The 24,674-nt window shown below is 46.3% G+C and carries 25 protein-coding genes; 7 read left to right on the top strand and 18 right to left on the bottom strand.

Annotated elements, in window-relative coordinates; genetic code table 11:
- Window positions 1-28 precede the first annotated feature (28 nt).
- The 3 genes from IEY46_RS08945 to IEY46_RS08935 form a co-directional block, all read right to left on the bottom strand.
- On the bottom strand, window positions 29-898 hold the full coding sequence (locus IEY46_RS08945; RefSeq protein ID WP_188991108.1) for a carbohydrate ABC transporter permease: 870 nt from the start codon (window positions 896-898) through the stop codon (window positions 29-31).
- Between the two features lies 1 nt (window position 899).
- Window positions 900-1,790: an ABC transporter permease gene (locus tag IEY46_RS08940; RefSeq protein WP_188991106.1), complete on the bottom strand. Its 891-nt coding sequence runs from the start codon at window positions 1,788-1,790 to the stop codon at window positions 900-902.
- Between the two features lie 114 nt (window positions 1,791-1,904).
- Window positions 1,905-3,521, bottom strand: a complete 1,617-nt coding sequence (locus IEY46_RS08935; protein WP_188991104.1) for a type 2 periplasmic-binding domain-containing protein — start codon at window positions 3,519-3,521, stop codon at window positions 1,905-1,907.
- A gap of 271 nt (window positions 3,522-3,792) precedes the next feature.
- Here IEY46_RS08935 and IEY46_RS08930 point away from each other — a divergent pair, with 271 nt between their 5' ends.
- Complete coding sequence (locus IEY46_RS08930) at window positions 3,793-5,868, top strand: glycoside hydrolase family 65 (RefSeq protein WP_188991102.1); 2,076 nt, start codon at window positions 3,793-3,795, stop codon at window positions 5,866-5,868.
- Between the two features lie 89 nt (window positions 5,869-5,957).
- Here IEY46_RS08930 and IEY46_RS08925 read toward each other — a convergent pair whose 3' ends face one another.
- The 3 genes from IEY46_RS08925 to IEY46_RS08915 all read right to left on the bottom strand — a co-directional run bounded on the left by IEY46_RS08925 (window position 5,958) and on the right by IEY46_RS08915 (window position 7,562).
- A complete protein-coding gene (locus IEY46_RS08925) occupies window positions 5,958-6,305 on the bottom strand; it encodes a DUF1801 domain-containing protein (RefSeq protein WP_188991100.1) in 348 nt (115 codons plus the stop codon).
- A 39-nt stretch (window positions 6,306-6,344) separates the two neighbouring features.
- A complete protein-coding gene (locus IEY46_RS08920) occupies window positions 6,345-6,848 on the bottom strand; it encodes an SRPBCC family protein (RefSeq protein ID WP_188991098.1) in 504 nt (167 codons plus the stop codon).
- A 126-nt stretch (window positions 6,849-6,974) separates the two neighbouring features.
- Window positions 6,975-7,562 (bottom strand): TetR/AcrR family transcriptional regulator, encoded by a 588-nt coding sequence (locus tag IEY46_RS08915; RefSeq protein ID WP_188991828.1) that lies wholly within the window; start codon window positions 7,560-7,562, stop codon window positions 6,975-6,977.
- 454 nt (window positions 7,563-8,016) lie between these two features.
- On the opposite strand from IEY46_RS08915, the gene IEY46_RS08910 reads away from it, so the two are divergent.
- Entirely contained in the window at window positions 8,017-8,550 is a 534-nt protein-coding gene (locus tag IEY46_RS08910) for an acetylglutamate kinase (RefSeq protein ID WP_188991096.1), read from the top strand.
- Between the two features lie 111 nt (window positions 8,551-8,661).
- Here the strand turns inward: IEY46_RS08910 and IEY46_RS08905 are convergent, their stop codons facing one another.
- The 4 genes from IEY46_RS08905 to IEY46_RS08890 are packed head-to-tail and all read right to left on the bottom strand — an operon-like array spanning window position 8,662 to window position 11,193.
- A complete protein-coding gene (locus IEY46_RS08905; RefSeq protein ID WP_188991094.1) occupies window positions 8,662-9,402 on the bottom strand; it encodes an ABC transporter permease in 741 nt (246 codons plus the stop codon).
- Window positions 9,399-10,310, bottom strand: a complete 912-nt coding sequence (locus IEY46_RS08900) for an ABC transporter ATP-binding protein (protein ID WP_188991092.1) — start codon at window positions 10,308-10,310, stop codon at window positions 9,399-9,401. The genes IEY46_RS08905 and IEY46_RS08900 overlap by 4 nt, the downstream gene beginning before the upstream one ends.
- A 17-nt stretch (window positions 10,311-10,327) precedes the next feature.
- Window positions 10,328-10,738 carry a DUF3021 domain-containing protein gene (locus IEY46_RS08895; protein ID WP_188991090.1) on the bottom strand — a complete coding sequence of 137 codons (411 nt, stop codon included), beginning with the start codon at window positions 10,736-10,738 and terminating at the stop codon, window positions 10,328-10,330.
- Window positions 10,735-11,193 (bottom strand): LytTR family DNA-binding domain-containing protein, encoded by a 459-nt coding sequence (locus tag IEY46_RS08890; protein WP_188991088.1) that lies wholly within the window; start codon window positions 11,191-11,193, stop codon window positions 10,735-10,737. Before IEY46_RS08890 ends, IEY46_RS08895 begins: the two co-directional genes overlap by 4 nt.
- A 360-nt stretch (window positions 11,194-11,553) precedes the next feature.
- Here IEY46_RS08890 and IEY46_RS08885 point away from each other — a divergent pair, with 360 nt between their 5' ends.
- Both IEY46_RS08885 and IEY46_RS08880 read left to right on the top strand, forming a co-directional pair.
- Window positions 11,554-12,063, top strand: a complete 510-nt coding sequence (locus IEY46_RS08885) for an endonuclease V (protein WP_188991086.1) — start codon at window positions 11,554-11,556, stop codon at window positions 12,061-12,063.
- A gap of 19 nt (window positions 12,064-12,082) precedes the next feature.
- Window positions 12,083-13,405: an SMI1/KNR4 family protein gene (locus tag IEY46_RS08880; protein ID WP_188991084.1), complete on the top strand. Its 1,323-nt coding sequence runs from the start codon at window positions 12,083-12,085 to the stop codon at window positions 13,403-13,405.
- 97 nt (window positions 13,406-13,502) lie between these two features.
- Here IEY46_RS08880 and IEY46_RS08875 read toward each other — a convergent pair whose 3' ends face one another.
- The 6 genes from IEY46_RS08875 to IEY46_RS08850 all read right to left on the bottom strand — a co-directional run bounded on the left by IEY46_RS08875 (window position 13,503) and on the right by IEY46_RS08850 (window position 20,569).
- A complete protein-coding gene (locus tag IEY46_RS08875; RefSeq protein WP_188991082.1) occupies window positions 13,503-14,396 on the bottom strand; it encodes a VOC family protein in 894 nt (297 codons plus the stop codon).
- Window positions 14,397-14,852: 456 nt separating this feature from the next.
- On the bottom strand, window positions 14,853-18,038 hold the full coding sequence (locus IEY46_RS08870; protein ID WP_188991080.1) for a bifunctional cytochrome P450/NADPH--P450 reductase: 3,186 nt from the start codon (window positions 18,036-18,038) through the stop codon (window positions 14,853-14,855).
- A 294-nt stretch (window positions 18,039-18,332) separates the two neighbouring features.
- Window positions 18,333-18,725 (bottom strand): hypothetical protein, encoded by a 393-nt coding sequence (locus tag IEY46_RS36290; protein ID WP_229750159.1) that lies wholly within the window; start codon window positions 18,723-18,725, stop codon window positions 18,333-18,335.
- Window positions 18,726-19,176: 451 nt separating this feature from the next.
- Window positions 19,177-19,686 (bottom strand): dihydrofolate reductase family protein, encoded by a 510-nt coding sequence (locus IEY46_RS08860; protein ID WP_188991076.1) that lies wholly within the window; start codon window positions 19,684-19,686, stop codon window positions 19,177-19,179.
- A gap of 80 nt (window positions 19,687-19,766) precedes the next feature.
- Window positions 19,767-20,159 (bottom strand): hypothetical protein, encoded by a 393-nt coding sequence (locus IEY46_RS08855; protein WP_188991074.1) that lies wholly within the window; start codon window positions 20,157-20,159, stop codon window positions 19,767-19,769.
- Window positions 20,156-20,569: a DUF6220 domain-containing protein gene (locus tag IEY46_RS08850; protein ID WP_188991072.1), complete on the bottom strand. Its 414-nt coding sequence runs from the start codon at window positions 20,567-20,569 to the stop codon at window positions 20,156-20,158. The genes IEY46_RS08855 and IEY46_RS08850 overlap by 4 nt, the downstream gene beginning before the upstream one ends.
- Before the next feature lie 200 nt (window positions 20,570-20,769).
- Here IEY46_RS08850 and IEY46_RS08845 point away from each other — a divergent pair, with 200 nt between their 5' ends.
- Window positions 20,770-21,456: a response regulator gene (locus IEY46_RS08845; RefSeq protein WP_188991826.1), complete on the top strand. Its 687-nt coding sequence runs from the start codon at window positions 20,770-20,772 to the stop codon at window positions 21,454-21,456.
- On the top strand, window positions 21,453-22,802 hold the full coding sequence (locus IEY46_RS08840) for a sensor histidine kinase (protein ID WP_188991070.1): 1,350 nt from the start codon (window positions 21,453-21,455) through the stop codon (window positions 22,800-22,802). The genes IEY46_RS08845 and IEY46_RS08840 overlap by 4 nt, the downstream gene beginning before the upstream one ends.
- 169 nt (window positions 22,803-22,971) lie before the next feature.
- Here IEY46_RS08840 and IEY46_RS08835 read toward each other — a convergent pair whose 3' ends face one another.
- Complete coding sequence (locus tag IEY46_RS08835; protein WP_188991068.1) at window positions 22,972-23,361, bottom strand: MerR family transcriptional regulator; 390 nt, start codon at window positions 23,359-23,361, stop codon at window positions 22,972-22,974.
- A 124-nt stretch (window positions 23,362-23,485) separates the two neighbouring features.
- Between IEY46_RS08835 and IEY46_RS08830 the strand changes: the two genes are divergently transcribed.
- Complete coding sequence (locus tag IEY46_RS08830; protein WP_188991066.1) at window positions 23,486-24,406, top strand: NADP-dependent oxidoreductase; 921 nt, start codon at window positions 23,486-23,488, stop codon at window positions 24,404-24,406.
- Window positions 24,407-24,439: 33 nt separating this feature from the next.
- On the opposite strand, the gene IEY46_RS08825 is transcribed toward IEY46_RS08830, so the two are convergent.
- A complete protein-coding gene (locus IEY46_RS08825) occupies window positions 24,440-24,667 on the bottom strand; it encodes a helix-turn-helix domain-containing protein (protein ID WP_188991064.1) in 228 nt (75 codons plus the stop codon).
- Between the last annotated feature and the right edge of the window lie 7 nt (window positions 24,668-24,674).

The following is a 24,674-nucleotide window of genomic DNA, read 5'->3' as shown; positions in this document are numbered from 1 at the left end:
ATCCCTGCTTCCAAGTTTTATAGATGCATTATCCTTTAACGGAGCCTAACAGGGCGCCTTTCACGAAATACTTCTGCAGATAAGGATAAACCAGAAGAATTGGAGTAATGGAGAAGACAATCGTAACTGCGCGTAACGTTCGGGTGTTGTAGTTCAACTGTGATAAATCTCCGATCATCGGCATTTCATTATCGCTTGTAATGAATTGACGAAGCTTAATCTGCAACGGGAACCAATCTGGATTTTGAATAAATAACAAAGGAGTCTGAAATTGGTTCCAGATCGTAACCGCATAGAATAACCCGAGCGTCGCGAGTACCGCTTTCGAGAGCGGCAGCACAAGACTGAACAGAACCCTGAAGTATCCGGCTCCTTCAACAACGGCGGCCTCCTCCAGCTCTGAGGGAAATTGCTTAAAAAATGTTCGCATAATAATCAAATTGAACGCGGTCAGCATATGAGGTATAACGAGAACGAGCGGATTATTATACAGCCCGATCCCTTTCACTGTAAGAAAATAAGGGATCAGCGGTGCTTTAAATATCATGGTGATAATGGCAAGCACCATTACGATTTTGCCGAAGCCGAATTCTTTCTTCGATAGCGGATAAGCCGTGAGCGCCGTGATTAGCAGACACAGGAAGGTTCCGATCCCGGTCGAAATGACGGTTACGGCGAACGATTTCCATAAATCAGCCCTGTCGATCATATACTTCCAGGAGTCCAGCGTAATTTCGCGGGGCCAGATCGTCACCAAATTTAATTCCACGGGCAGTTTGGAGCTGAGCGATACAGAAAGCACCGATAAAAGCGGGATGATGGCTATCGCCGATACGACGCATAGTGCGGTTATGACGATCATACGAAATATTTTCTCGCCGAAAGATATCGATATCATTTTACCACAACCCTCCATCGGAAACTTTCTTTGATAACCTATTAAAGATCATCACCAAAATAAAACCGATAACCGCTTGGAACAATCCGACGGCAGTAGCGAAACTATATCGCATTTCCTGGATGCCCGTCCGGTACACGTAAGTGTCGATGATATCTCCAACGGAATAGGTCATTGGCGTGAGCAAATTATAGACATGATCGAAGCCGAGCTCCATGAAGTTCCCGAGATCGAGCAGAAATAATATGGTTGCCGTTGGAAGCAGCAGCGGGATCGTGATTTTGAGCATTTGCTTTAGTCTGGAAGCGCCGTCCACAATGGCAGATTCATAAATCTGTGGATCCATGGAGCTGATCGCCGCTAAATAAATGATCGTCCCCCATCCCGCATCTCGCCAAATGCCAGTCAGGACATAGATCCATCTGAAGTATTGCTCCTGCTGCATGATCAGATTCGGTTCATAACCGAACAAGTCGCGCAAAGTATTAAATATGCCGCTCAGCGAGAACATGTCGAACGTAATTCCCGCGATGATGACCCAAGAGAGAAAATGCGGAATATAGAGCGCTGTCTGAAATCCCTTCTTCAGGAGCGATAATCTGACTTCATTGATCATGAGAGCCAGAACGATCGGCACCGGGAAGAGGATCACGACTTTGAGTAACCCAAGAATGATCGTATTGGTCAAGATGCGGTAGAAGCTCGGGGAGTCGAACAATATTTCAAAATGTTTAAAGCCGACCCATGGGCTGTTCTTTATGCCATGAAATACGGAATAATCCTGGAAGGCAATAAAAGAGCCTCCGATCGGTATGAAACGAAAAATGATGAAGAACGCTACGCCAGGTAATACCATCAGATATAACGGCCAGTATTTTCGAAGATGAACCATAAAGATATTCCTCACCCCTTAATTTTTGACAGATCATGTTGGAGTAACAAGAAGGGCAGCCCGAGCGGAGCAGGCTGCCCTCCTTTCTTCATGTCGAGCTACCAACAGCAGGAATTATTTCCCGACCTTCGCATACCACTCTCTGGCTTTCTTCGTGACTTCTTCGCCGCCTGATTTGTTCCACTTCTCGACGAACTCGTCGAACTTCTCGATCGGATACGTACCGATAATGATTTTCGTTGCGTATTCATTCCAAAGCGTGCGATTCTTGATATCGGGATAGTCGTCATATACACTTGCTGGCAATCCGTTGCCCCCAATGACTTTGACGAACGGCTGAAGTTCCTTCATATTGCGGATGCTTTGTTCATATTGCCATTTATTTTCAGGTGTTGCGTTATCGAGCAGCAGTCGTTCCTGGAAGTCCGTCGTGCCAAATTGGTCCCACACGTTCGCTCCCTTGAGTTGCTGCGTGCTCTTGTCTTCGGGCAAAAGAACTTTCTTGCCGTCCACGACTTGGTGGTGCATTCCTTCAACACCCATGTACAGATCGAACCACTTCGATTGATCCGCAAGTGCGTTGAGGAATTTCAAGCTCGCCATGAGTTGCTTTTCGTCTTGTTTGGCACTGACCACATACTGTGGCAAACCGACTTGTTTCGTGGTAATAAATCCTTTGCCTTCATACCCAGGCGCTTCGATGACGGGAAGAACGGAATAGTCGGCTTTTACGCCTGTCGCTTGTTCGATTTTACTCGTGTGCTCGAAGCTTGCCTGTCCCCAGTGATAGTAGTTTCCTACCAAACCAGCATCGATTTTGCCGTCCCAAGCCGCTTTATCGTTCAAGAACGTTTCTTGGTCCAACAGCTTTTCTTTGTATAGCTTGGAGATAAAGGCGAGTGCGTCCTTCATGTTTGGCGTAACCGCGGAGTATGTCAGTTCCCCTTCGTAGACGTCCCATTCCGGATAGCCTTCGCTGATCGCGACGCCGTACATGTCGAATAGATGGTCCATCCAGCGGGCTTCAGCCCGGCCGCCAGTCGGGATTTCGTCCGCTTTGCCGTTGCCATTCGGGTCCTTCTCCTTGAATGCCTTCAGAACATTGACATATTCCTCTTGCGTCTTTGGCATCGGCAAGCCTAGTTTGTCCAACCAATCTTTGCGAATCAAGCCAGTCGTTTTTTCGTACGTATTCACGCCAGGTACCCAATAGATGCGCCCTTTACCTGTCGGATCGTTCGCTTTAACGATGTTCCACGCGCTTTCCGGGATCAGCTTCCATAGGTTCGGTGCATATTTTGGCAAGAGGTCTGTCAGATCGGCAAGTGCGCCGTTTTTTGCGAGCTCCGCTTCATTGCCGTTCCAGGGCGCAAAGAGGTTAGGTATCTCGCCTGACGCGATTTTCACGTTTAACGCATTCAGGTAGTCCGTCCCTCCGTTCCATTCGACATACGGAGTGATAATGCCAACCCCGGTCTGCTCGGCTAAAAGATTGTACTCGGGACTGCCTTTGTCAATGCCTTTGAAGCCAGTGTTCCCGATCCAAAATTCGATGTCGACGATTTCATTTTCGATCGGTTCCTGGTTAGCCGTTTCCGCGGGTGCTCCCGAATTTGGCTCAGCATTTGACGGCTGACCATTCTTTGTTTCGTTCGAAGAGCAGCCGGCAATGAGGCTGGCCAATAACACGGTAGTCATCGTCAAGATGATGAGTCTTTTTCTTCCGAACATACTTGATCCCCCTAGCAATGATTTTGTAGCGCATACACTCGAAGCGATTAAAGAAATTGGTGCGCTTACAATAAGATATAATAGAACGCTTACAAATCAAACAGGCAGATTTGGGTATTTACTAGGGCAAATTTAGGGTTCTACTTTTTGATGGCTTAGAACTAAAAAATGACCCAGTAAAATCTTAAAAAAGACCCTTTGAGTAATTCTGCACACGAGTGTATAGTGTTGTAAGCGAATACATTATATTAGAAAGGGATTCGATTTAAGAATGCAAACGATTAATCGTGAAACACTGGTACGACGTCACAACCCTGTCGTCAAGGGCTTCGACCCTTTCTCATCTTTAACCGTCGGCAACGGGAATTATGCATTCACCGTTGATGCGACGGGACTGCAGACATTCCCCATGCTTTACGGGAACGGCGGAGTAGAGCTTGGCCATCTATCCAATTGGGGCTGGCATACCTCACCGAACCCGAATGGCTACGCGACGGATAAATTTCAAAAAACATACTTTCATACTTTCAATGGCAGACCTGTCGGGTTTCCCTATGTTCCCCGCAATGAAACCAGCGAGGAATACAAATGGTTGAGAACGAACCCTCACCGTCTGCATCTCGGTGCGGTCAAATTTCATCTGTCTCTTCCTTCAGGTAACCCGGCGGCGCCGGAGAATATACAGAATATCGATCAAACACTGGATCTATGGACAGGCGTGATCTTCAGCAGCTTCTCTTTGTCAGACGAAATCGTCTTGGTAGAGACATGCTGCCATCAGGATGAAGACATCCTTGCCATACGGGTTAGATCCAGGCTCCTGTTATCCGGTCAACTTAAACTGGCCCTGCATTTCCCCTATGGGAGCGCATCCTTTGGGGGATCTGGCGCTGTTTGGGACCGTGCGGATGCGCACCGGACCAAGATTATGGACTCGACCGAATGCTCAGTTCGCCTAAAGAGAACATTGGATCATGACCAACATTGGATTGCAGTGCAATGGTCCGCGGGCACACTTGAGCTCGATCCTGCCGACCCTCATCGGTTTTTACTGGCTTCTGATGCTGAAGAAGTAGAGCTCGTCATTCGTTATTCTCAAGGAGTAAACACCGCTCCTCTTCCCGAATTCGAAGAAGTGTATTCAGGCTCGAAGAAGCATTGGGAACACTTCTGGAATAACGGAGCCGCTATAGAATTAGCCGAAAGCGAGGATATTCGAGCCCATGAGCTGGAACGGCGGATCGTGCTTTCACAGTACTTGACTGCCGTGCAGTCGTCCGGTTCGCTTCCTCCGCAGGAAACGGGTCTGACAATGAATAGTTGGGCTGGAAAATTTCATCTTGAGATGCATTGGTGGCATTCCGTTCATTTTGCGTTATGGAACCGTCCCCTGATGTTGGAGAATAACCTGGGCTGGTATCTTGAGATCCTTCCCCAAGCAAAAGAATTGGCATACTCCCAAGGGTATGAGGGGGCCCGCTGGCCAAAGTGCGTAACGGAAGAAGGCATTAATGCTCCTTGCTATATCGAACCGTTTCTGATCTGGCAACAGCCGCATCCTATATACTTTGCTGAACTTATTTATCAAATACGAAAGGATAGCGGCACGCTTGAACGGTACCGCGACATCGTATTTCAAAGCGCGGAATTCATGGCCTCTTTCGCGGAATGGGACGACGTACGCAAGCGATATGTCCTGGGTCCGCCGGTCGCGCCGGCGCAGGAACTCTTCGATCATGCGGTTACCATGAACCCGACCTTCGAGCTGGCATACTGGGCATTCGGTTTATCAACGGCAAACTGCTGGAGAGAAAGGCTCGGATTGGCTCGAGTGGACAAATGGGATCAAGTGCTGGAACATCTGTCTCCGCTTCCTGTATCCGACGGTCTATATGTAGCAGCCGAAACGGTCCCAGATACGTTCAGCGGCTCATCCGGCATCGATGACCATCCGACGATGCTTGCTCCGCTTGGCGTCTTGCCTGGCTTTATGACGGATTCGGAAACGATGAGGCGAACGCTTCACGAAGTCATACGCAGCTGGAATTGGGACGATACTTGGGGCTGGGACTATCCAATGATGGCGATGACTGCAGCACGGCTTGGGGAAGGCAAGCTAGCCATAGACCTTCTAATGATAGATCGGCCGAAAAATACGTATCTATTTAACGGACATAACTATCAGACCAGCGGACTGCCGATCTATTTACCTGGAAATGGCGGCCTGCTGACTGCCGTTGCAATGATGGCTGGCGGCTGGATTGGAGGACCTGATTCAACCGCTCCCGGGTTTCCTCAGGATGGAACATGGACGATACGATGTGAGGGAATACAGAAAATGCTATAAGTGGTTAGAAAGCCTGTGCAACACCGATTCTATCGGCTTGCACAGGCTTTCTGCGAGTGACGGGCTTTTTCACCCTGACATCAGAGCATTTAAAGTGTGCTCGATGCTTTAACAAGCAGTTCGGATAATAAATCATAATCTGGGGATTGGCCTTCGCGAATTTTCAACCATTTCCTCTCAGGTGGACCTTCGAATTGACCTTTCGGTAATTCAAGATCTTTCGCATTCATAATCATAAAAGCAACCGAATCTTTGGATGGAGCAATCACGGCAGCGTACTGACCGTTTTTCAAAAAGTGAGGTTTTTTGTATTGCATACGCTCTTCCGCTTCCGAAATCGATTGATGAACCAATTGGCGAAGCCGGTTGCATACTTCGATCTGCCAAGGTTGGTTAAGACATTCAATAAATGAGGTAACTTCTTGATTGTGGCTCATAGAGTCGTCTCTCCCTTTTTAATGAGTATGTTTATAGCTCTAAGTCTGCTTCAAGTAAGCATCAAGCTGATCCAAGGTGCCCATAAGTCCCTGCTGGATATGAGGCCGCATGCTTTCGTAAGCAGCACGTTCATCTTCCGACGCTTGATAAGGACCTCCGCTAAGCGTAAGCGTCGTCTTGCCGTCTTCTTCGGAAAAGGTTAGATGATTGCTCACTTCAAGCGGCCAGGTTTCGCTAAACGGAGCTCTGATGGTATTGCCTTTTTCGTCGGAAAACGACTGAATGAAAACAAGCTTCTCCGGGGCGATGATTTCTTTGTACATGAACTTGCCCCACATGACATGCCCTTCAGGGGATCTTTGGCAACCGAGAAACTGGCCGCCGGGAAATAGTTCAAGCTTCTCCACCTCTAACGCATAGCCTTGGGGGCCCCACCATTGAGCCAAACGATCAGCTTCTGTCCACGCCTTAAATACTGTTTCACGAGGGGCATCGAAGACGCGCGTAATAAACAACTCGCTTTCCGTTTTGTTTTCCGCCATTCCTGTATTCTCCTCCATCAATTTATTTGGTTAAAAGCGTCTCCCCATATTTAAGGTGAGCGCTAGTATACCCCTAAATAAGATTTTTGTCTGTCAGTACTTACTGGAGTAATGACACAGTGAAAACTAGGGGGTCAAGGCCCTAGCGAATATTCGAACGCTTTCTTGCATGAAGGGTTCCAACCTTATATTCGGATAATGTTTACCGCTATCCAAATCGTTAATGAACGCGCCAAAGTGCGTCATCATGAAGGTAAAAGCCTGCAACTCCGGATCTGTACGAATGATCTTTCCCCGTTCCCCCATGCCAATGAAATATTGCTTCAAAACCTCTAAAAGCTGTAGCGGATGTTGATGCATTCGTTTCTTAAAGTCTGGGAGTAGAGCGGATTCTTTCAGACTGATCATGACCAACTTTCGATCGCGGTTCATGATTTCATGGTATGCACTGCATATTGTGAGGAGGTCTGCTTCAAGTTCCCAAACAAGACCTTCCTGAAACACTTTTTTCATATCTTCAGTGTAATGAAAGTGGTCGAAGGAAGATTCAAGAAGATTCAGCTTAGTGCCGAAATAGCGAAAAAGGGTCTTCTCACTTAGACCGGCTGCCGTGGCGATCTCTTCTGTAGTTACTCCATTGTAGCCTCTTTCCGAGATGAGATTAATAGCGGCTTGCAACAACCGCGTACTTGTATTTTGCTTTCCGGTTTTCATGTCCATAATCCCTCTCCAATAATAATGACTGTCAGTTCTTACTGACATTATTTTATGCCAACACTTTCCATTTGTCAATCGCGAGTTTAAGCTGCTCTCCCCCAAAGGGGTAACGTTACATCCGAAAGTTTTGTATAGTTCCGTTGTTAACCTTATCTCTTTATCACTGGTGCGAGTCTCTTCATGATTTCAGGCAGCGGGACACCCGGTGATTACATTCATCGCACTGTCGGCACGTTCAGCAGTCGGATCACTGAACAGCTATGGCATAGAGAGATCAATTCAAAGATTATAGCCTGATAGAATTATGTGTAAGTCAGGCACACATGTAACACCCTCCCCCATATACTGTCGTAAATTGGGCTGGGGTGGTGTGTTTCAAGTGTATTATAGTTATCCTGGAAATCTGTTTTCGCCTTACAGACAAAGTCATGATAGGTGTTTGACATTGTCCATGTTGAAGTTGAATCAAGATTTGCGCTCACTGTGGGAACAGCATGTATATTGGACGAGATTAGCTGTAAATAGTATCGTTGGTCGACTTCCGGATGAGGTACCGACGGTAAACAGACTTTTGCGAAACCCAACTGATTTCGCATCTGCGCTTAAGCCCTTTTACGGAGCGGATATCGCCAATACATTTGCCCAGTTGTTAACAGCACATCTAACCATCGCTGTTGAATTGGTTAAAGCTTTACAAGCCGGTAACACTAGCGCCGCGGCTGATGCACAAAGACGATGGTATGCAAATGCAGATGAAATAGCTGGATTTCTGGCAAAAATAAATCCTTATTGGAATGAAAACGAATGGCGGAACATGATGCATGAACACTTGGATCTATTGACCAAAGAAGTATCGTCACGATTATCGGGTGATTTCGTCCAAAATGTAGCTGTTAGTGACCAAATTCAAAAACAAGCGCTAGAAATGGCAGATGTAATGACTAGAGGCATTATTATGCAATTTCCTGCTGCTTTCACATTGTGATCAATCTCAAGCCACAGTATAGCCTTATTTGAAAACCCAAGCCCGCTCGTATCGAGCGAGCTTTTTTCGTGTTTCTTCTCACAAACAATCGCGAAACTCCTTATAATATTCCTACTTCCCGCTCCACCGGAAAAACCGTGTAGCAAGCACAACAGATACAATCGCAATGCCAATCAAAACAGCAGCTTCAAAGCCATATTCCGTAATTGGCGCTTCTGTCCACGTCCCCCGCAGCAACTGAATGACATAATAGAGCGGGAGGATTTTCGCTGCATACTGAAGAACCGTCGGCAACATCTCCAGCGGAAATGTCGCACCTGACAGGAACAGCATCAGATTTAGAAATAACGAACTGATTGCGGCAGCAGCCTGAGTGTTTTTTGCTAAGGAAGTCAGAAATAAAGCAAACGGGAAAAAGGCCAGGATGCTAATAAGCAATGAAAGCAGGGTGCTTCCGATATAGGCCGGCAGGGTTAAATCATAGAAAAGCATACCAAAAACCATTAGAAGCATGGCGGATATAGCAAAAATGACGGTCCCTTGAAAGGTATGAGCGGCGAGGATTTTCCATGGCTGGAGCGGTGTTGATTGATATCTTCTCAATACGCCCGTTTCCCGGTAATTGGTTAAAACAGTTCCCAGTGTAAAAAAGGAAGTGGTTACGATATTGACGCCAATCCACGAAGGAACAAAATATTCCGCGAAAGCCTTTTGGCTCATGTTATCTCCTACAAACATGGATCCAAACAGCCCAATCATCACAACTGGAAAGAGGAACGTCCAAAACATGCTTAAACGGTCTCTAAAGAACATTTTCGTTTCTATGCTGGCGAGTTTTACGATTGCCTTCATCCGATCTTCTCCTTTTCTAGGTACTGGACAAATAAATCATCGAGCGAGCCTTTCTCAAACCTGAAGCTGGACAATGAGATGCCTTTTTCATGGCAGTAACTGAAAATGTGATAAGCCGTTGTCTGTTGGTCATCACAAAACACTCTAAATTCTTCTTGATTCTTTTCAACGCGCTCCACGCCGGGAAGCGAGCTTAAATATTCGGAGTTAAGTCCTTCACTGATAAAGGCCAGACAGTCAGCATCACCTTCATTTAATAATCCTCGAGGGGAGTTTAAAGCTTTTAATTGGCCGCCGTAAATCATCGCCACCCTGTCGCACAGCTGCTCCGCTTCTTCCATATAATGCGTGGTTACCACAATGGTACTTCCACGGTCCCTTAACAGTCGGATCAATGACCACATTTCCCGCCTTGCTGAGGGATCAAGCCCCATACTCGGCTCATCAAGAAATAAGATTTCAGGCTCATGGAGGGTGGCTAAAGCAAGAGTTACCCGCTGTTTCCATCCGCCGGACAGGTCATCGAACTTTACGTTCAGCTTTTCGTTTAAGCCAAGCAATTCTATTACATAATCTTTTTTCGTGGCCTTATCGTAAAATGAAGAAAAGAGATCCAGCGCTTCTTTTACTTTCATTTTCTTCTGGATCGAAGTGGCCTGAAACTGGACACCGATTCTCTTGTTTAACTCCCGGAGCTGCTTATTGGGAACAAGACCAAGGACTTCCACTGCTCCCTCGCTTGGATCAGATAATCCTTCCAGAATTTCGAGGGTGGTCGTTTTCCCTGCGCCGTTCGGCCCGATAATCCCGAAGATTTCACCTTTGTAAACAGTAAAGGAAAGATTCTTTACTGCCTTGGTCCCGCCAAAGTTTTTCGATAGGTTTTTAACTGTAATGACACTCTCCATGCTTATCCTCCTTTTATTCAATGCCTTCTAAGATCTTTGTTCAGCTTTTTCGATTCATTTTTAAAATAAAGATAAGACACAATCCATGCGATGGCGTAAAACAAAATAGCGATTGCCAGGAAAATCATAAAGTTTTTTACATCAATCCGAATCCAGCCAATCAAAAGGCTTATAATCAAGTAGCCGATGGTGACTGTTAGAAAGTGCAGAGCCGTCTGCATGGGCAGGCCAAGTGAGCGGATTTTAAAATAGAGGGGTGTGACAGTAAACAGCCAGCCGCAGAATATATAACCAAATGCATTTTTAATAAAAAGCAGTCCGTCTATTTCCGATTGTCCACCGAAATAAATAAGCGCACTTGTAGTCATTACAGCAATAAAGGCCCCGAAGAATATGCCAATCATGCTTCTGAAAAAAAATGAATTCATTTCGTTTCCCTCCTGTTCATTTTTAAAACTTCTTTAATTCGGCCAATGTAATGACGCGAAGCATATTCTTTTTCACCTGATTTAAAGTGAACACAAAGGGTCCCGTTAAATGATGGTTCAAAATGGCTCATTGCATACAGGTTTGCAATAACGGACTTTGAGATCCTGATAAACCGGTGGGAGGGAAGGGTGTTTTCGAGCTCATATAATTTTTCTTTTACTTTAAAGATTCCTTCTGAGGTGGCGGCTGTGACCACATCACCTTCCGTACGAAAGTAGAGTACTTCCTCGTGCTTAATTAAGTGCTGGTTCTCTCCATCCTTTCCGACGATCAAATCAGTGTCATTCTTGTTGAGGTACTCCAGGATCTCCTGGATGGCTGGGGTCAATTCTTTGCAGTGAATCGTCACCGTGGTTTCTTCGTTGCGCGGGTCGATGTCGAGTAAGATTTTCATGTAAAGACGGCTCCTCTTTTCCATAGGCTTGATAAGTTTAGTATAGATGGCGACTTTCCAGTTGTCACCAAATCAAAGGCGACCCGCAGGACGAGGACAGTAAGATGCATGTATCGGCGTCCGTCCTGCAGGCTGGAAACGCGGCTTGTGACATCGAGCGATTAATCTCATTCGGTTCTTGATGACCGCCTGATAACGGTGTTAGACAGCCCACCGATCGCGGCGGCGTCTCTTTGTTGGCATTGAGCTAGAGCTTCCCGTCCCGTTAGCCACCCTATCCGGCTCCCCCTTGTTGGAAAAATTGATATATTGGCTATGAATTAAAGCTATAAATGAGCGTAAAGGTAGGAATCGTTGTCAATGATCATCGCTGTCGATGTGTATTATGAGGAAAATAAAGCGAAATCAGTGGGGGTTATTTTTCAAGGTTGGGAAGATTCTAAACCACTTGAAATCATCGTGTCCTATACGGAAACCCCACACGAATACGAAATGGGCTATTTCTATAAACGAGAGCTCCCTTGCATACAGGAGCTGTTGAAACTTACGGATATCAGCCAAATACATACCATCGTTGTGGATGGCTATGTGTACTTAAACAATGAGAAAAAGCCCGGGCTCGGACATTATGTTTACACACATTTTTCCGGGAAGATTCCAGTGATTGGTGTTGCGAAAAATGCCTTTCGCGATAACGAGGCTTTTGTCAAAAAGATATACCGAGGCAGCAGTGCCAAGCCTTTATATATAACCACTGTCGGCATCGATCTGGCCGACGCAGCCGGGCACATACAGAGAATGTACGGCGAATACCGATTTCCGCATCTGCTGAAATTGCTGGATAAGGAGACGAAGGAAACCCGGCTGTAATCATCAAGGGGGATTAATAATGTTGTTTTGGAAGAAAGAATCGCAACTTGATCGAATAAAAAACAAACTCGAGAAGGCTCTGTGCGAAGATACGGCGTTTTTGGTGTTTGGAGCATCGTCACACAAATACATGGTTTATGAAAAGCTTACAACAAAAGAGCTTGCGGGCTGGCAAGCAAAGAATCAGGTCACACTCCCGGAGCCTTATACGCAGTTTTTAACGAACATCGGAAATGGAGGTGCCGGTCCATATTACGGGATGTATTCGATTGAAAAGGCAACTTCCTATACCGATAGAAATGTGCTCGCTGCAAAATGCGTTCTGCACCCCGGAATGACAAAAGAGGAATGGAACGAACTGACTGAGCCCCTGTTCAATGATGAGGACATCTCCGACCTGGAATTCGATGCCGCCCGTAATAGAGTGATGAGTGGCATGTTGTGCATTGGCACGCAAGGCTGCGAATATGATATGTATCTCGTAGTTGATGGTAAGCACAGGGGGGAAATCGTGTACACATCAGATTTTTATCCTGATCGTCCTTTTTTCTTCGTCTATGAAGACAACTTTCTGGACTGGTATGAGCGCTGGCTGGACGAAATTATTCTGGATTATGATAACGAATGGTTTGGCAGCAGAATGCCTGGCGATGAAAATGCGTTGATACAAGTTTATCAAAACGCCCCAAACGAAGAAATCAGATCAAAAGCGCTTGATGGCATGTTTAAGTTCAAGAAAATTTCCCAGCCAACCATTGATTTTTTGAAAAACATTGCCAAGCAAAGACAAAATGATCGCCCCACAGCTATTCGGTTAATCTGCAAAACCTCTATTGATGCGGGAAGAGACTGTCTTCTGGAGCTACTGCATTCGGGTAGTAATGAGGATTTTTTACAAGCTTTAATAATTCTGAACGGGTATGGTAAATCAGTTGATTTAGAGGAATTTATTAAAGTGATCGTTCAAAGTCTTGACCGGGTTCACGACACGGAAATGTTACGTTATGTGGGGTATGTTTTGGAATCTTCCGGTGCAATTACACTCCAAAACTTTAAACCCTTCTTGTGCCACACCGACTCGAATATACAAACGACCGCAATCTATGCCACTCGCAATTGCAATGACAAATCGGAAAGCTGGGAGATCGTTGAACAGATGTTAAGGGCTGGCGCCACGGAGGTTATGAAAAGCTCAATTCTATATTGGGGCATTGTCCCTCATGAGAAGTTATTGCCTTACTATAAGGTTGCATGGCCGGAATATAAAAGAAATCAAAATTTCAGGGAAAAATTTATTGAATGTTTGAATGAATTGCAAGAAGATTATTTTGACAAAGACTAATTATGAAAGCAGGTAGGTTATGCCGGCAGTGGCAGTCCTGACTGATGTCGGCTGGCACTGCCGGCTGGCCCCTTTGTATCCAACCGTCACGTGCAAGCTATTCGTTAACGAAAAGAACCGCGCTGCCACAAGCATCTTCGGAGCGAACGATTAAACGTTCACCATTATCTACAAATGGTATCTGGTTATCCGTTAATACGTTACGAGTAGTATGAAGATCTGTTACAGCAACAGTAAACCCTGCTAAGAAAGGTAGTGCGGGAGGAAGACGTCCGGGGAGGATATCTCCCATATTTTCAGGTGAAATGACTCTCACACTTGAGTAGCCTAGATTCAATATGTAGCTGCTGCCCTTCTGTTCACTTTTGTGTCCCGAATATCGTTCGTACTTTGCAGCGTATTCACTGGGATTGGTTGTACACACGATAATCTCAATAATGGTTTTTGCCCCGTTGGCATGCTGCATGTAACGAGGTTGAAGCACCAATTCCGGTGTAACATGTTGTGCGATTTGAATCAATCCTTCTGGATTCGCATTCTCTGGGAAATGAACCGTTTTGGCATGCATCATTTTTTTTCCATCGGGTGTATCAACGATTCGCTGAAAAGGTTTAATGTCAGAACATGAAGTCCCTTGTTCTATCAGTCTCTTATGAACGGCTTCCAGATCATCTGCGCCAAAATGCATCACATGCAAGCCTTCGAAACGACGGAGTGGTTTGTCGATATCATAGGGTCCACGCTGAGCTTCTGTAATTGTATCCCATCTGGCTTTATCCACAACACCTAACACTTCCAGATAATTGTTCTGAAAGATTGCACATCGGTTTCCAACTCCAAGCGATTCTAGTTCGCCCCCTGGCTTTAAAGGAATTCTCGGCAATGATAGAGGCGTAAAAGAAAATCCAAGCTTCTCATAACGTTCAATGGTGATGTTCATATTGGATGTGATTAGCCCAATATGATGCAGAATATTAATATCCAGGTTCATTATTTCCACTTCCTTATTCGATAGTATTAGAAGCATTCTCGCATGGTTTGTTTCTGATCCGGCTCATAAGATACGATCCATGATTCGTTTCTCATGATAGGTAATTCCTTTACTTGTAATAGGCTAAATGGACTTTGTATATCACCATATTAGTTGCAGATGTGTAACATGTCAAGTTCATTTTACCAATCACATCATTTGTCTAAAGCATTGATGGTGATCCGGCTGATGTGACAGTATCCCCAGGAGGTGAGTCTGTGTACGCTATTTCTGTTCTGATTCCATCGTTCCCAAGTCAAATAAGCCTGTCTCTTCTGCAAAGGCATAAGAAACAGGCATTTTTTTATGGCTACTTCTATTCAAATAGATACCGCTGGAGCAAAGCGAAAATCAGTACAGCTTCGATAGCTTCGCCGAACTAGATCAACCACTGCGTAACTTTACCACAGTTCATAATCACCCGGCCCAAACGTCTTTTACAACTTGTCCCGCCGATTCCAACCCGGACAACCAGGCGGCAGCATCATCGGCATTCACGCCATGACGATCCCGATAGGAATCAATCAGCGTTTGTTCCACCTCCGGTGCCATACGGGTGCCGTCGCCGCATATATACATTCGAGCTCCTGCCTCAAGTAAAGGCAGCAGCATTTCCACATCTTGCTTCAACAAATGCTGGACATAACACTTTTGCGTACCTTCTACTCTCGAGAAGGCGGTATGCAATGTCACGAGACCCTCATTCTCGGCCTCGTCAAATTCCTCGCGGTAAAGGTAGTCGTGCTCCGGATTGCGGCAGCCGAAGTACAGATGAGCAGCACCCAGTTCCTGCCCAGCCTTACGGAGCGCTTGTCTGGCTTGGATAAATCCCCTGAACGGAGCGACACCCGTGCCCGGACCGATCATAATCATTGGTGTTGCCGGGTCCTCTGGCAGCGCAAAGCCCGATTCAGACGAACGAATAAACATCAATATCTCTGCGCCTGTCCCCAATTCGGCCAAATAGTTGGAAGCAACGCCCCGATACTCTCCCCGACCGCTCCAAGCACTGTCCCGAACGACACCGACTGTAATGCTTGCCGTATTTTGGCTGACCTTCGGAGAGCTGGAAATCGAATAATATCTCGGCTTCAAAGGGGGCAGGAGGTCAAGAAATCTCTCAAACGGCAGCTCGCAGGATTCATACTGTTCCAGCAAGTCAAGCATGGTGATCCGTTTTGCCCGCACATCGGTCTGATAGGCCGCTTCCACAAGCAGTTCTTGAAGTTCTTTGGCATGCGGTGGACATACCGTATATGCGGCCATTTCTCGAATCTGCGCCCTTGTAGCAAGCTCCTGCAGTTCTATGCAGCGGGACAGCAGTTCGTCAAGACGGACAGGAACGCCTGTCGGCAAATGCGCACCGCTTCTTCCTTCAGCAGACAATATGAGGTGGGCGTCTGCATCCAGATTGAATCTTTGGAGTACTCGTCGAATCTGCACAGCTGAATTGAACGGCAGAACCCCCAAATGATCTCCCTCGTTGTAGTCCGTTCCCTCTGGCAGCGAGATTTCAATATGCTGCGTGATCCTTCCACTGTCCGTATGCTGCAGATTGCGGCTGTTAACGATGCGCCCGGTCACCGCTTGGTAGGTTTCTGCCAGTGGAACGGCAGCCGTTCCCTGGACAAACTGGATGGACAAGGTACTGAGCTTCGACTGTTTATCCGTTATAACCGGCAATCCGAGCGTTTGCATCAGATCCGGCCATAAATGCTCCGTCCATTCAACGACTTCCTGTTCAAAATCGCCGCTCGCATCGCTTCCGCCCCTTGGAATCATTCGCTGCGCCCCCTTCTCCTCAAGCTGCTCGTCAATCAAGCGGGGAATGCGCTGATATGTGCTTGCCCAGTTGTGATCCCCACAGCCGAAAATCGCATAACGAACGCCCTGGATTTCAGATAGATCCGCAATCTCCAGCCATTCCATAAAAGCTTTAGCATTAGTAGGCGGCTGTCCGTTATACGAGGCAGTAACAATCACTACAACCCCTTCCTTCGGAAGCCTTCCGGCAAAGTCATCCAGTGCGCCAACCTTGCTGTCGAACCCTAAGTGCTTCGCAGTATCCGCTACCTCTCTGGCAATTCCTTCAGCCGTGCCCAGATTGGACCCGAACAAAGCAAGCAGCGGTGTATGATGGGCATTTGTCGCAGAAATATCAGACCTGGCATATTCCCGCTTCTCCGATACGGCCGTTGCACCCTTACCTCCTCCCGAAAACAAGAGAGCGTTCACGTCTTGACGGCTTCGAACTTTAATATGGAAACCTTCCGGTTTCAAAGTGAGTGTCTCTTTGACCTTCAGTTCGTAATGCTGGTCTTCGATCAGTTCAAAATATTTGAGAACCATGCCAAGCACCAATGTTGCTTCCTGCAGAGCAAACTGCTGTCCGATACAAGCGCGTTGTCCATTACCAAATGGTTTGTACGCATCATGCGGCACCTTGCTCGGATCTTCAAAGCGCTCTGGTCTAAACACCTCCACGTCGTTTCCCCACACCCGGGTATCTCTATGCAGTCCCGGAATTAGGACTGTCACGCTGTCTCCTTTCTTGATCGGGTAGGTTCCGCCGATTGCCGTATCTTCTTTTGCATATAACGAGAAGGCAGGCGCCGTCGGCCATAAGCGCAGCGACTCGCTGAGAACCATACGGACATATTTGAGGTCCCTGACCTGGTTGTAGGTCGGAATGGGATCTTTCAGCACACGGTCCACTTCGCTGACCGCCTTATGCAAGGCTTCCGGATTTTTCATCAAATAATAAATGGCAAAGGAAAGCAATCCGCTTGTCGTCTCATGACCTGCGATAAGAAACGTGATCATCTGATAACGGATGTTCTCATGATCGAGACGCTCACCTGTATCGGGATCGACACCTTCGAGCATATGTGCAAGCAAGTCCCCTTCTTCACCGCCATGCTTCTTGCGGTCTTGGATGAGTTCATCCACAAGGGAGAACATGGATTGTATGTCCTGCTGAAACTGCCGTTTCTTTTTAATCATAAATAGGTCCTGTATGCCCAGACGGTGAAGCTGGTTCATGCCCTCATCGAGAGCCCGCACCATGCTTCCGATAAAAGGATGATTGTCTTCGCGATAGAAGCTGTTAAACCGGTAATTAAATCCGCACAGACCGATGGTATCCAATGTCAGACGAGTCATGTCGGCAGGAACGTCCACGGGTTCGTCCGGATTGAGCCGAGCCCATTTCTGGGTAAGTTGTATGGCGATATCAACCATTTTGGTATGGTAGTTTTGCATTGCACGCTGGCTAAAGCTGGAGAGCAGGATGTTATGGGCTTTTTTCCAGTTTGGCTCCTGTGTAGCACTTGTAAACAAACCGTCACCTGTGAAAGGACGGACATTCTGGAGCGGTGCCCAGACTCGTTTATCAAATCGCTTCTCGTCACACGCGTCCTTAACGTATTCATGGCCGGAGACGTACAGCTCCTTGCGACCGCCGGGAAACTGAAATTGAAAGATCGGCCCGAGTTCCGAAGCGACCTTCACAAGCGACTGGACCGGTGCTGCGGAATCCAGTATCGGCAGATTGCCCAGCGGACCGTAGGTTTTAGGTTGTGGCACTTGCTTCATTTGTGTCATGCTATCTCCCTCCGTAATCCATATCTTCTTTGTATGCGGTACTTCGTTTGCTTTGTAAGCGGTATTTCATTTGGAAGGTGTGATCACTTCTCAGTACCAATTGACTAACAACGTAAAATGGTCATTTTGCGATATAAAAGAAGGATTGGACGGCGGCATCGTTTGTTCAACTAACCATGGCTGTCTTATCCTAGCCTTTACCCTACCGCGATATGCATGTACCTCATATCAGCCGGGGGTCCATATTTACTTGGGGCTCGTTATGGGATAACCGAGGTCCCGAGATTACAGCTGTTAATTAGGCTGATACGAGCAGGTTAGCTCTGCCGATTTCCATTCATACCGAAGTTTTAATTCGTCTCCGCTATGGTCTGCGGCCATATTGAAAGGCTCGGCTTTGGGCTCGTGAAAAACAATCTGAATATCATTTCCTTTCTTCTCGTATTCCCCGTACCATACTTTGGTAGAGTTGTCCTTCGTTTCATGAACGGATAAAGGGTCCCAATCTGATTCAGGATTTTCAAAAAATCTCATCTCGGCAAAACAATCTGACGATTGGCTGCCGGCTGCAAGCTTCCACTTTCCCTCAATTTTTAAATCTGCGGTTTCCGTTATTTTTGAATCCGTACACCCAACCAGTAAGCAGACACTTCCCAATATAACGATAATCTTCCTCATTATCAGCATGTATACCCCCATTTATCGATATAATTCGACTTTAATCATATTAGTGAACAAAAATACTTTGTCTGATCATATTATATGTATTACCCGGTGTACACCTATTTGATCAATCTTCCCGAAAAAATGATTCTTTACGTCTATAAAATCTCGGAAATTTCAGTGATGGGGGTCGAATAGACGTTCTCATTGTCCGGGGAGCAATTGCTTTTTACCGAAGCGTATCCGACCGTAACATTGTATGATGCAGCGTGTAATAAGGCGGTTTGCTAATGACCCTGAATCAATTATGAGTTCAACAGAGTCAAAATAAAAAAAAGCCACAACTACGCGACTTTTAAGGAAGAATGACCTTGTCACTCGACAAACTTTTTATAATAAATTCTTACTTTCCTTCTATAGAACAACGTTATCGCGCCCTTCAATTCGTGTGAAAATCGAGGAATGAAAGGTATGATTACTTTAGAACAGTAAACCAAATGTCAGTACGTTGGCCCGTTTCAACGATTTTCGTCTTCTTGAGCATGATCTGCATGTCTTCAAGGTGTTCAAAATGCCGCTGTCCCTTACCTAGCAAGATAGGCATGATACCAATTTGCAATTCATCCACGAGGCCGGCCTTTACGTTCGGACCGCCAACTACAGTGACTTCTTTTTCTCCGGCGGCTTGTTTGGCTTGCTGAATTGCAGCTTCGACAGTATCTACGAATGTAAAACTTATATTGCTATTCTCTTTTGGTTTTCTCTCTGGCACTTGCTCTGTGATGATAAAAAGGGGTACCTGAAACTCATAATGATCAGCGTAGGAATCAGGATCACTGGCCATTTGAAAGGTTCTATGTCCCATAACTACCGCTCCGGTTGTGCGGATCGACTCTTGCATCAGGTCGCTTTGTACAAGCTCATTCAGATCAGGATAGAGCAAGGCGATACGGATTTTTGACTCATGTTTAATTGTAGCAGACACATAGTGTTGCGGTTTCTTATACCTTGCTCTGTTTGGATTATGAGATGAGATCGTAATGCCCCGTGCCTTGCTTAAACATTCTAATCCGTTATTTTGAGCTTTTTTTGAATCGCAGCGGCAGCCAGTCCCGCGAGAAATCCCCAAATGGCGTTGGTAGCAAGCACACTTACCAGGGCGAACGGATTCGTAATCGGTCCCCGCAGTTCGCCATCAAGAATAGGTGATAGAATGGCACTGATTACAATCGCAAATCCCCCATAGGCTAAACCGGTAAATGTTAAGTGAATCAGCGGCCGCTCAGCCCGACCTAACACAGCTACAGCAATCCATATAATGGTAATCACGATGGAAATGCTTATACTCGCTGTTGGCTGTCCGATTTTTTCCAGCCACCCTAATAGACTCATGAGCGGTCTTACAAGTGCTAACGCCGCCAACCCTATAATAAGGGACCAGTTTAGTTTTTCTTTCATTGGATTTCAACTCCTTCAGGTTGGACATGTTCCTTTTTTGGGAACATGCTTCTTTTTGCATGCACAGTCACAACTATGGAAACCCAAAGCATAACTGCCGCAATGAGTGGATGAACCGCACCTGCTCCATCAAAATTAGCAGTAAAATATTGTGCAAAGACGAATACAAGTAACAACACACTCATCCAGCGCAAAAATGTCGAAATCTTACCAATAAATGAAAGAAGAAGCATTACAATCGGGAATAACTCAAATATCCGGACAAATACAATGTGGCTGTGCCAGTACGATGAGTCTGTAAAAATCGCCATTCCTGCGATAAAGATTTGGGTCATGATGCAGATGACAAAAAGACCAGCCACGCCTAAAAAACAAAAGCCAGCCCCCCTGTTTACGGTTGATTGCTTCATGAAACTCATTCCTCTCTTCTTGTTTTTTTACGGAGGCCTTACCTGCAATATCTTACCGGATTCTCCTGATGAAATGATCTTAACAGCTAAATGTTGTGAACTTATGACGAGGGGTTACGCTTCCTGTGAATTTTTACAAAAAAAGATAAATGCGGGTATAATGGACCGAAGATAGTCTGTAGAAAGATGGTGAGATGCTTTTGTCCCATACCCTTCTAATCGTAGATGACGAGGAAAAAGTCATCGAATTCATGGTCCCTTTTCTGCGCCAGGAAGGTTATACAATTGTAACTGCCAGATCCGGAACGGAAGCACTTGAGAAAGCAAGAGAATTCAGACCGTCCCTGGCCGTGTTGGACTGGATGCTGCCGGGGATGAGTGGCATTGAGGTCTGCCGGCAGCTGCGTCAATCAAGCCGCATCGGTATTATCATGGTAACGGCGCGTACGGAGGAAACTGATAAGATTGTAGGCCTTGAAGTGGGAGCCGACGATTATCTGACCAAGCCCTTCTCTCTACGGGAGCTTGTTGCCCGGATTCGTTCAGTACTGCGGAGAGTGGATGACAGCGGATCGGACCAGCAAACGCTGAGCCGTGGCGGGCTGTCACTATCCGAGTCTCAGTGCCGGATCTGGAAACGCGATGAAGAAGTTCAGCTTACGCCAACGGAGTTTAAAATGCTGCTCACTTTGGCAACCAAACCCGGAATCGTATACAGTCGTCTCCAGTTGCTGAATGCTGCGCTGGAAGATGACATCCTGAACGACGAGCGTACGGTCGATGCCCACATCAGCCGGATACGCAAAAAAATCGAAGATGACCCGTCTAATCCCGCATATATCCAAACGGTATACGGATTCGGCTATCGATTCGGAGATCGGCTATGAGCGTCAGGAGACAACTATTTTGGACCTTGACGGCTTTTATTGCGGCCATGGCTGCAGCGTTTGTGCTGGTTACGCTATTTGTGGTAAAGCCAACCATCGAGCACATCCCTTTTGCCGACAGGAGTCGTGAGATCAAGGAGATCACGAAGGTGATTGTCGATCATTATGAACAAGGCGAAACGTTGGACGGCATTCAGCTGAAGCTGGAATCAATGCCTTCTTTGGGGCGTCCCGATTCGAGCGTCATTCTCATGACGCCAAAAAAAAGAACGCTGTTCGCCAAAGGCGACGCGTCACAAGAGCGCATAAAAAGGCTCGGTATACAGAAACGTATCGAATTCAAAGATGAGACCATAGCCGTTTTATATTATTCCGATCCGGAAGCGGCCAATCTGGCTATCATCCAGACCGGGATCGGCAGCTCGGTGACCGTCCTGTTGCTTATATGCAGTGCAATCCTGGTTCTCAGCTCACTCGTAGCCGCCTACTGGCTGGCGAAACGTCTCACAAGGCCATTAAGTGAAATCATTCCCGTTATTGACCGTTTACGAAAAGGTGATCTGACCGCAGAGGCACCGGTTTATTCCGACAACGAGTATGGAAAAATTGCCAAATCATTGAATGCGATGACGCGTCAATTGGTGCAGGCAGAGGAAGTTCGCCGGAATCTTGTCGCGGATGTTGCGCATGAACTCAGGACCCCAATCACGATTGTGAGGGGCAAGCTGGATCTGATTCAGCAGGAAGGGCGTCTCATTGAACCCGTAAACATGCTTCCGATCCAAGACGAGCTCATTCGGCTGACTCGCTTGGTAGACGACCTTCATCAGCTCTCTCTTGCCGAGGCCAGCAAGCTGCAGTTGAATCTGAAAGCGACCGATCTGCCTGCTCTGCTTAGACGCGTGATTGAACGATTTGAGCAGGATGCCGAAGATAAAAATATATCGATTTCGTTTACTGCAGAACCGAGTTTACCGCAAGTCCGGATAGACCAACACCGCATGATACAGGTGTTTATTAATATCATAGGGAATGCATTCCGTTATACAGCGGTAGGCGGAACGGTTTCGATAACTGTCAAAGCTCCCGTTTCAAACGATTCTCATTTCATACAAATTGAGATTGCGGACACCGGACAAGGCATAGCGCCTGATCATATCCCTCACGTGTTCAACCGTTTCTACAGGACGGATGAAGCGAGGAGCCGGAATAACGGCGGTATGGGACTCGGTCTGGCTATCGCGAAGGAATATGTGGCGTCTCATCAAGGCATGATCGATGTACACAGCGTTCTCGGAGTCGGTTCTGCCTTTACGATCAAGCTGCCCATTGGTCATACTGAATAATCAGAGCATAAGGATCGATGGGCTACTCCGCATACGTGAAGAGGCTGCCGGATGACCGGAAGCCACTTGTTGTTGAATCCTGTCTGATAGAAAATCTGATTATTCACCGACAATAGGGGTGTCCCCGTCAATTCCCTTGCTTTCCATCTTGATATGGATTCGTAATGAATTACTCGTACGTGTTCCTTTTTTCCACTTCCTCTAATATTTTGAAATAGCCTATTTTGTGATCGATATTCACCAGTGTGCGTTCTAATTCTTTCATCTGTTCATAAACTTTTTTGCGGTACGTTTCCATCAATTCCCGGCGGGCCGTTAACGTCGAGACTACCGGATTCCTCATGGCGGCAAATTTCTGCATCTCTTGAATGGGCATTCCCATCGCTCGAAAATAATTCAAAAATTTATACCAGCCGATATCGGATTCCGAAAATAGACGATACCCATTTTTATCGCGTTCGATGCCGTCAATTAATCCGATCCGCTCGTAATAACGCATGGTATGTATGCTTAATCCCGTCGCTTGGGAAACTTGCTTGCTCGAATAATTTTCTTTCATACGTTTATTATAGCAAAGTTCGAAAGAGTATTGCTATGGAGCGCACTCTATAGTTTACCATGTGATCCATGACCATGACCAAGTGCATGTGTCAGTTATCTTATTCTATTCGAAAGGTGTGATCATGATGAAAACCGTCTTTGTTCATTCTTTTGGATGGCCAGATGTGCTTAGCGTCGAATCATCGCAGATTCCTGCACCACAACCAGGCGAGCTATTGATTGAGGTGCATTATGCTGGTGTGCTTCCGTTGGATTGTGCAATCCGCAGCGGATTTGCGCAAGCATTTTTCCCAGTTGAATTTCCTTATGTCCCAGGGTTTGCTGTATCCGGTGTCGTAGCACAGCTTGGACCTGACGTAACTGGCTTTAAAGTAGGGCAATTTGTTTTTGGTAATGTAAAGGGAGCTTATTCAGAGTATGCGATTGGCAAAGAAACCGAGATCTTTCCAATGTCGGAAAATCTGGGTTTTAAAGAAGCTGCCATGATTCCCGGCGGAGGAGCATCGGCTTGGAAAGCTCTCTTTCATATCGGCAATTTACAGGAGGATCAAAAAGTCCTAATTACAGGTGCCGCCGGAGGTGTAGGCCAATTCGCGGTACAATTGGCCAAGAACCGTGGAGCTTACGTGCTGGCAACTGCTTCTCCGTCCAATATTTCGTTTGTCGAATCGCTCGGAGCGGATCTAGTGTTTGATTATACCAAGGTGAAACTGAATGAACTAAAAGAGAAAGTGGACTTGGTTATCGATAACGTTGGTGGGGAAGTCCAAAACCAGGCTTGGTCTATTTTAAAAAAAAGCGGGAAGCTTGTTTCCCTGGTTCAACCGCCTTCAGAGGAACAAGCGGCTCTAATTGGGGTAACTGGCGCTTTCGTCATGGGAGTTCCGCATCGTAAAGATTTTATTGCCTTAGCCAATCTGATGGCTAGCGGGGTGATCAAAACGGAAGCACCAAATGTATTTGATCTGGATTCCGTTCGCCAAGCACATACGAAGAGTGAGCTAAGACACGGTAGAGGCAGAGTGCTCCTCAAAATAAAATAAAAAGCCCTTTATTCCCCGACTGTTTTTTAGACACTACTCGATAATGGTGGTATCTTCCTCACTTCTGTATTCTAATATATCGCCAGGCTGGCATTCTAATGCCTTACAAATCGCCTCTAAAGTAGATAATCGGATCGCTTTTGCCTTTCCATTTTTCAAAATGGAGAGATTAGCCATTGTTATGCCAACCCTCTCCGAAAGTTCGGTTACGCTCATTTTTCTCTTGGCCAGCATCACATCAATATTGATAATAATCGCCATATTATTC

Origin of the sequence: Paenibacillus nasutitermitis (genome assembly GCF_014641075.1) — a bacterium.
Lineage (GTDB): Bacteria > Bacillota > Bacilli > Paenibacillales > Paenibacillaceae > Paenibacillus_Z > Paenibacillus_Z nasutitermitis.
The sequence above is the reverse complement of the archived record's forward strand: the minus strand, read 5'-3'. Positions and strand labels throughout refer to the sequence as shown.

Coding starts and splice junctions, on each gene's coding strand:
- IEY46_RS08945 (WP_188991108.1), bottom strand. CDS start 898: ATGATATCGATATCTTTCGGCGAGAAAATATTTCGTATGATCGTCATA.
- IEY46_RS08940 (WP_188991106.1), bottom strand. CDS start 1,790: ATGGTTCATCTTCGAAAATACTGGCCGTTATATCTGATGGTATTACCT.
- IEY46_RS08935 (WP_188991104.1), bottom strand. CDS start 3,521: ATGTTCGGAAGAAAAAGACTCATCATCTTGACGATGACTACCGTGTTA.
- IEY46_RS08930 (WP_188991102.1), top strand. CDS start 3,793: ATGCAAACGATTAATCGTGAAACACTGGTACGACGTCACAACCCTGTC.
- IEY46_RS08925 (WP_188991100.1), bottom strand. CDS start 6,305: ATGAGCCACAATCAAGAAGTTACCTCATTTATTGAATGTCTTAACCAA.
- IEY46_RS08920 (WP_188991098.1), bottom strand. CDS start 6,848: ATGGCGGAAAACAAAACGGAAAGCGAGTTGTTTATTACGCGCGTCTTC.
- IEY46_RS08915 (WP_188991828.1), bottom strand. CDS start 7,562: ATGAAAACCGGAAAGCAAAATACAAGTACGCGGTTGTTGCAAGCCGCT.
- IEY46_RS08910 (WP_188991096.1), top strand. CDS start 8,017: ATGTTGAAGTTGAATCAAGATTTGCGCTCACTGTGGGAACAGCATGTA.
- IEY46_RS08905 (WP_188991094.1), bottom strand. CDS start 9,402: ATGAAGGCAATCGTAAAACTCGCCAGCATAGAAACGAAAATGTTCTTT.
- IEY46_RS08900 (WP_188991092.1), bottom strand. CDS start 10,310: ATGGAGAGTGTCATTACAGTTAAAAACCTATCGAAAAACTTTGGCGGG.
- IEY46_RS08895 (WP_188991090.1), bottom strand. CDS start 10,738: ATGAATTCATTTTTTTTCAGAAGCATGATTGGCATATTCTTCGGGGCC.
- IEY46_RS08890 (WP_188991088.1), bottom strand. CDS start 11,193: ATGAAAATCTTACTCGACATCGACCCGCGCAACGAAGAAACCACGGTG.
- IEY46_RS08885 (WP_188991086.1), top strand. CDS start 11,554: ATGATCATCGCTGTCGATGTGTATTATGAGGAAAATAAAGCGAAATCA.
- IEY46_RS08880 (WP_188991084.1), top strand. CDS start 12,083: ATGTTGTTTTGGAAGAAAGAATCGCAACTTGATCGAATAAAAAACAAA.
- IEY46_RS08875 (WP_188991082.1), bottom strand. CDS start 14,396: ATGAACCTGGATATTAATATTCTGCATCATATTGGGCTAATCACATCC.
- IEY46_RS08870 (WP_188991080.1), bottom strand. CDS start 18,038: ATGACACAAATGAAGCAAGTGCCACAACCTAAAACCTACGGTCCGCTG.
- IEY46_RS36290 (WP_229750159.1), bottom strand. CDS start 18,725: ATGCTGATAATGAGGAAGATTATCGTTATATTGGGAAGTGTCTGCTTA.
- IEY46_RS08855 (WP_188991074.1), bottom strand. CDS start 20,159: ATGAAAGAAAAACTAAACTGGTCCCTTATTATAGGGTTGGCGGCGTTA.
- IEY46_RS08850 (WP_188991072.1), bottom strand. CDS start 20,569: ATGAAGCAATCAACCGTAAACAGGGGGGCTGGCTTTTGTTTTTTAGGC.
- IEY46_RS08840 (WP_188991070.1), top strand. CDS start 21,453: ATGAGCGTCAGGAGACAACTATTTTGGACCTTGACGGCTTTTATTGCG.
- IEY46_RS08835 (WP_188991068.1), bottom strand. CDS start 23,361: ATGAAAGAAAATTATTCGAGCAAGCAAGTTTCCCAAGCGACGGGATTA.
- IEY46_RS08830 (WP_188991066.1), top strand. CDS start 23,486: ATGATGAAAACCGTCTTTGTTCATTCTTTTGGATGGCCAGATGTGCTT.
- IEY46_RS08825 (WP_188991064.1), bottom strand. CDS start 24,667: ATGGCGATTATTATCAATATTGATGTGATGCTGGCCAAGAGAAAAATG.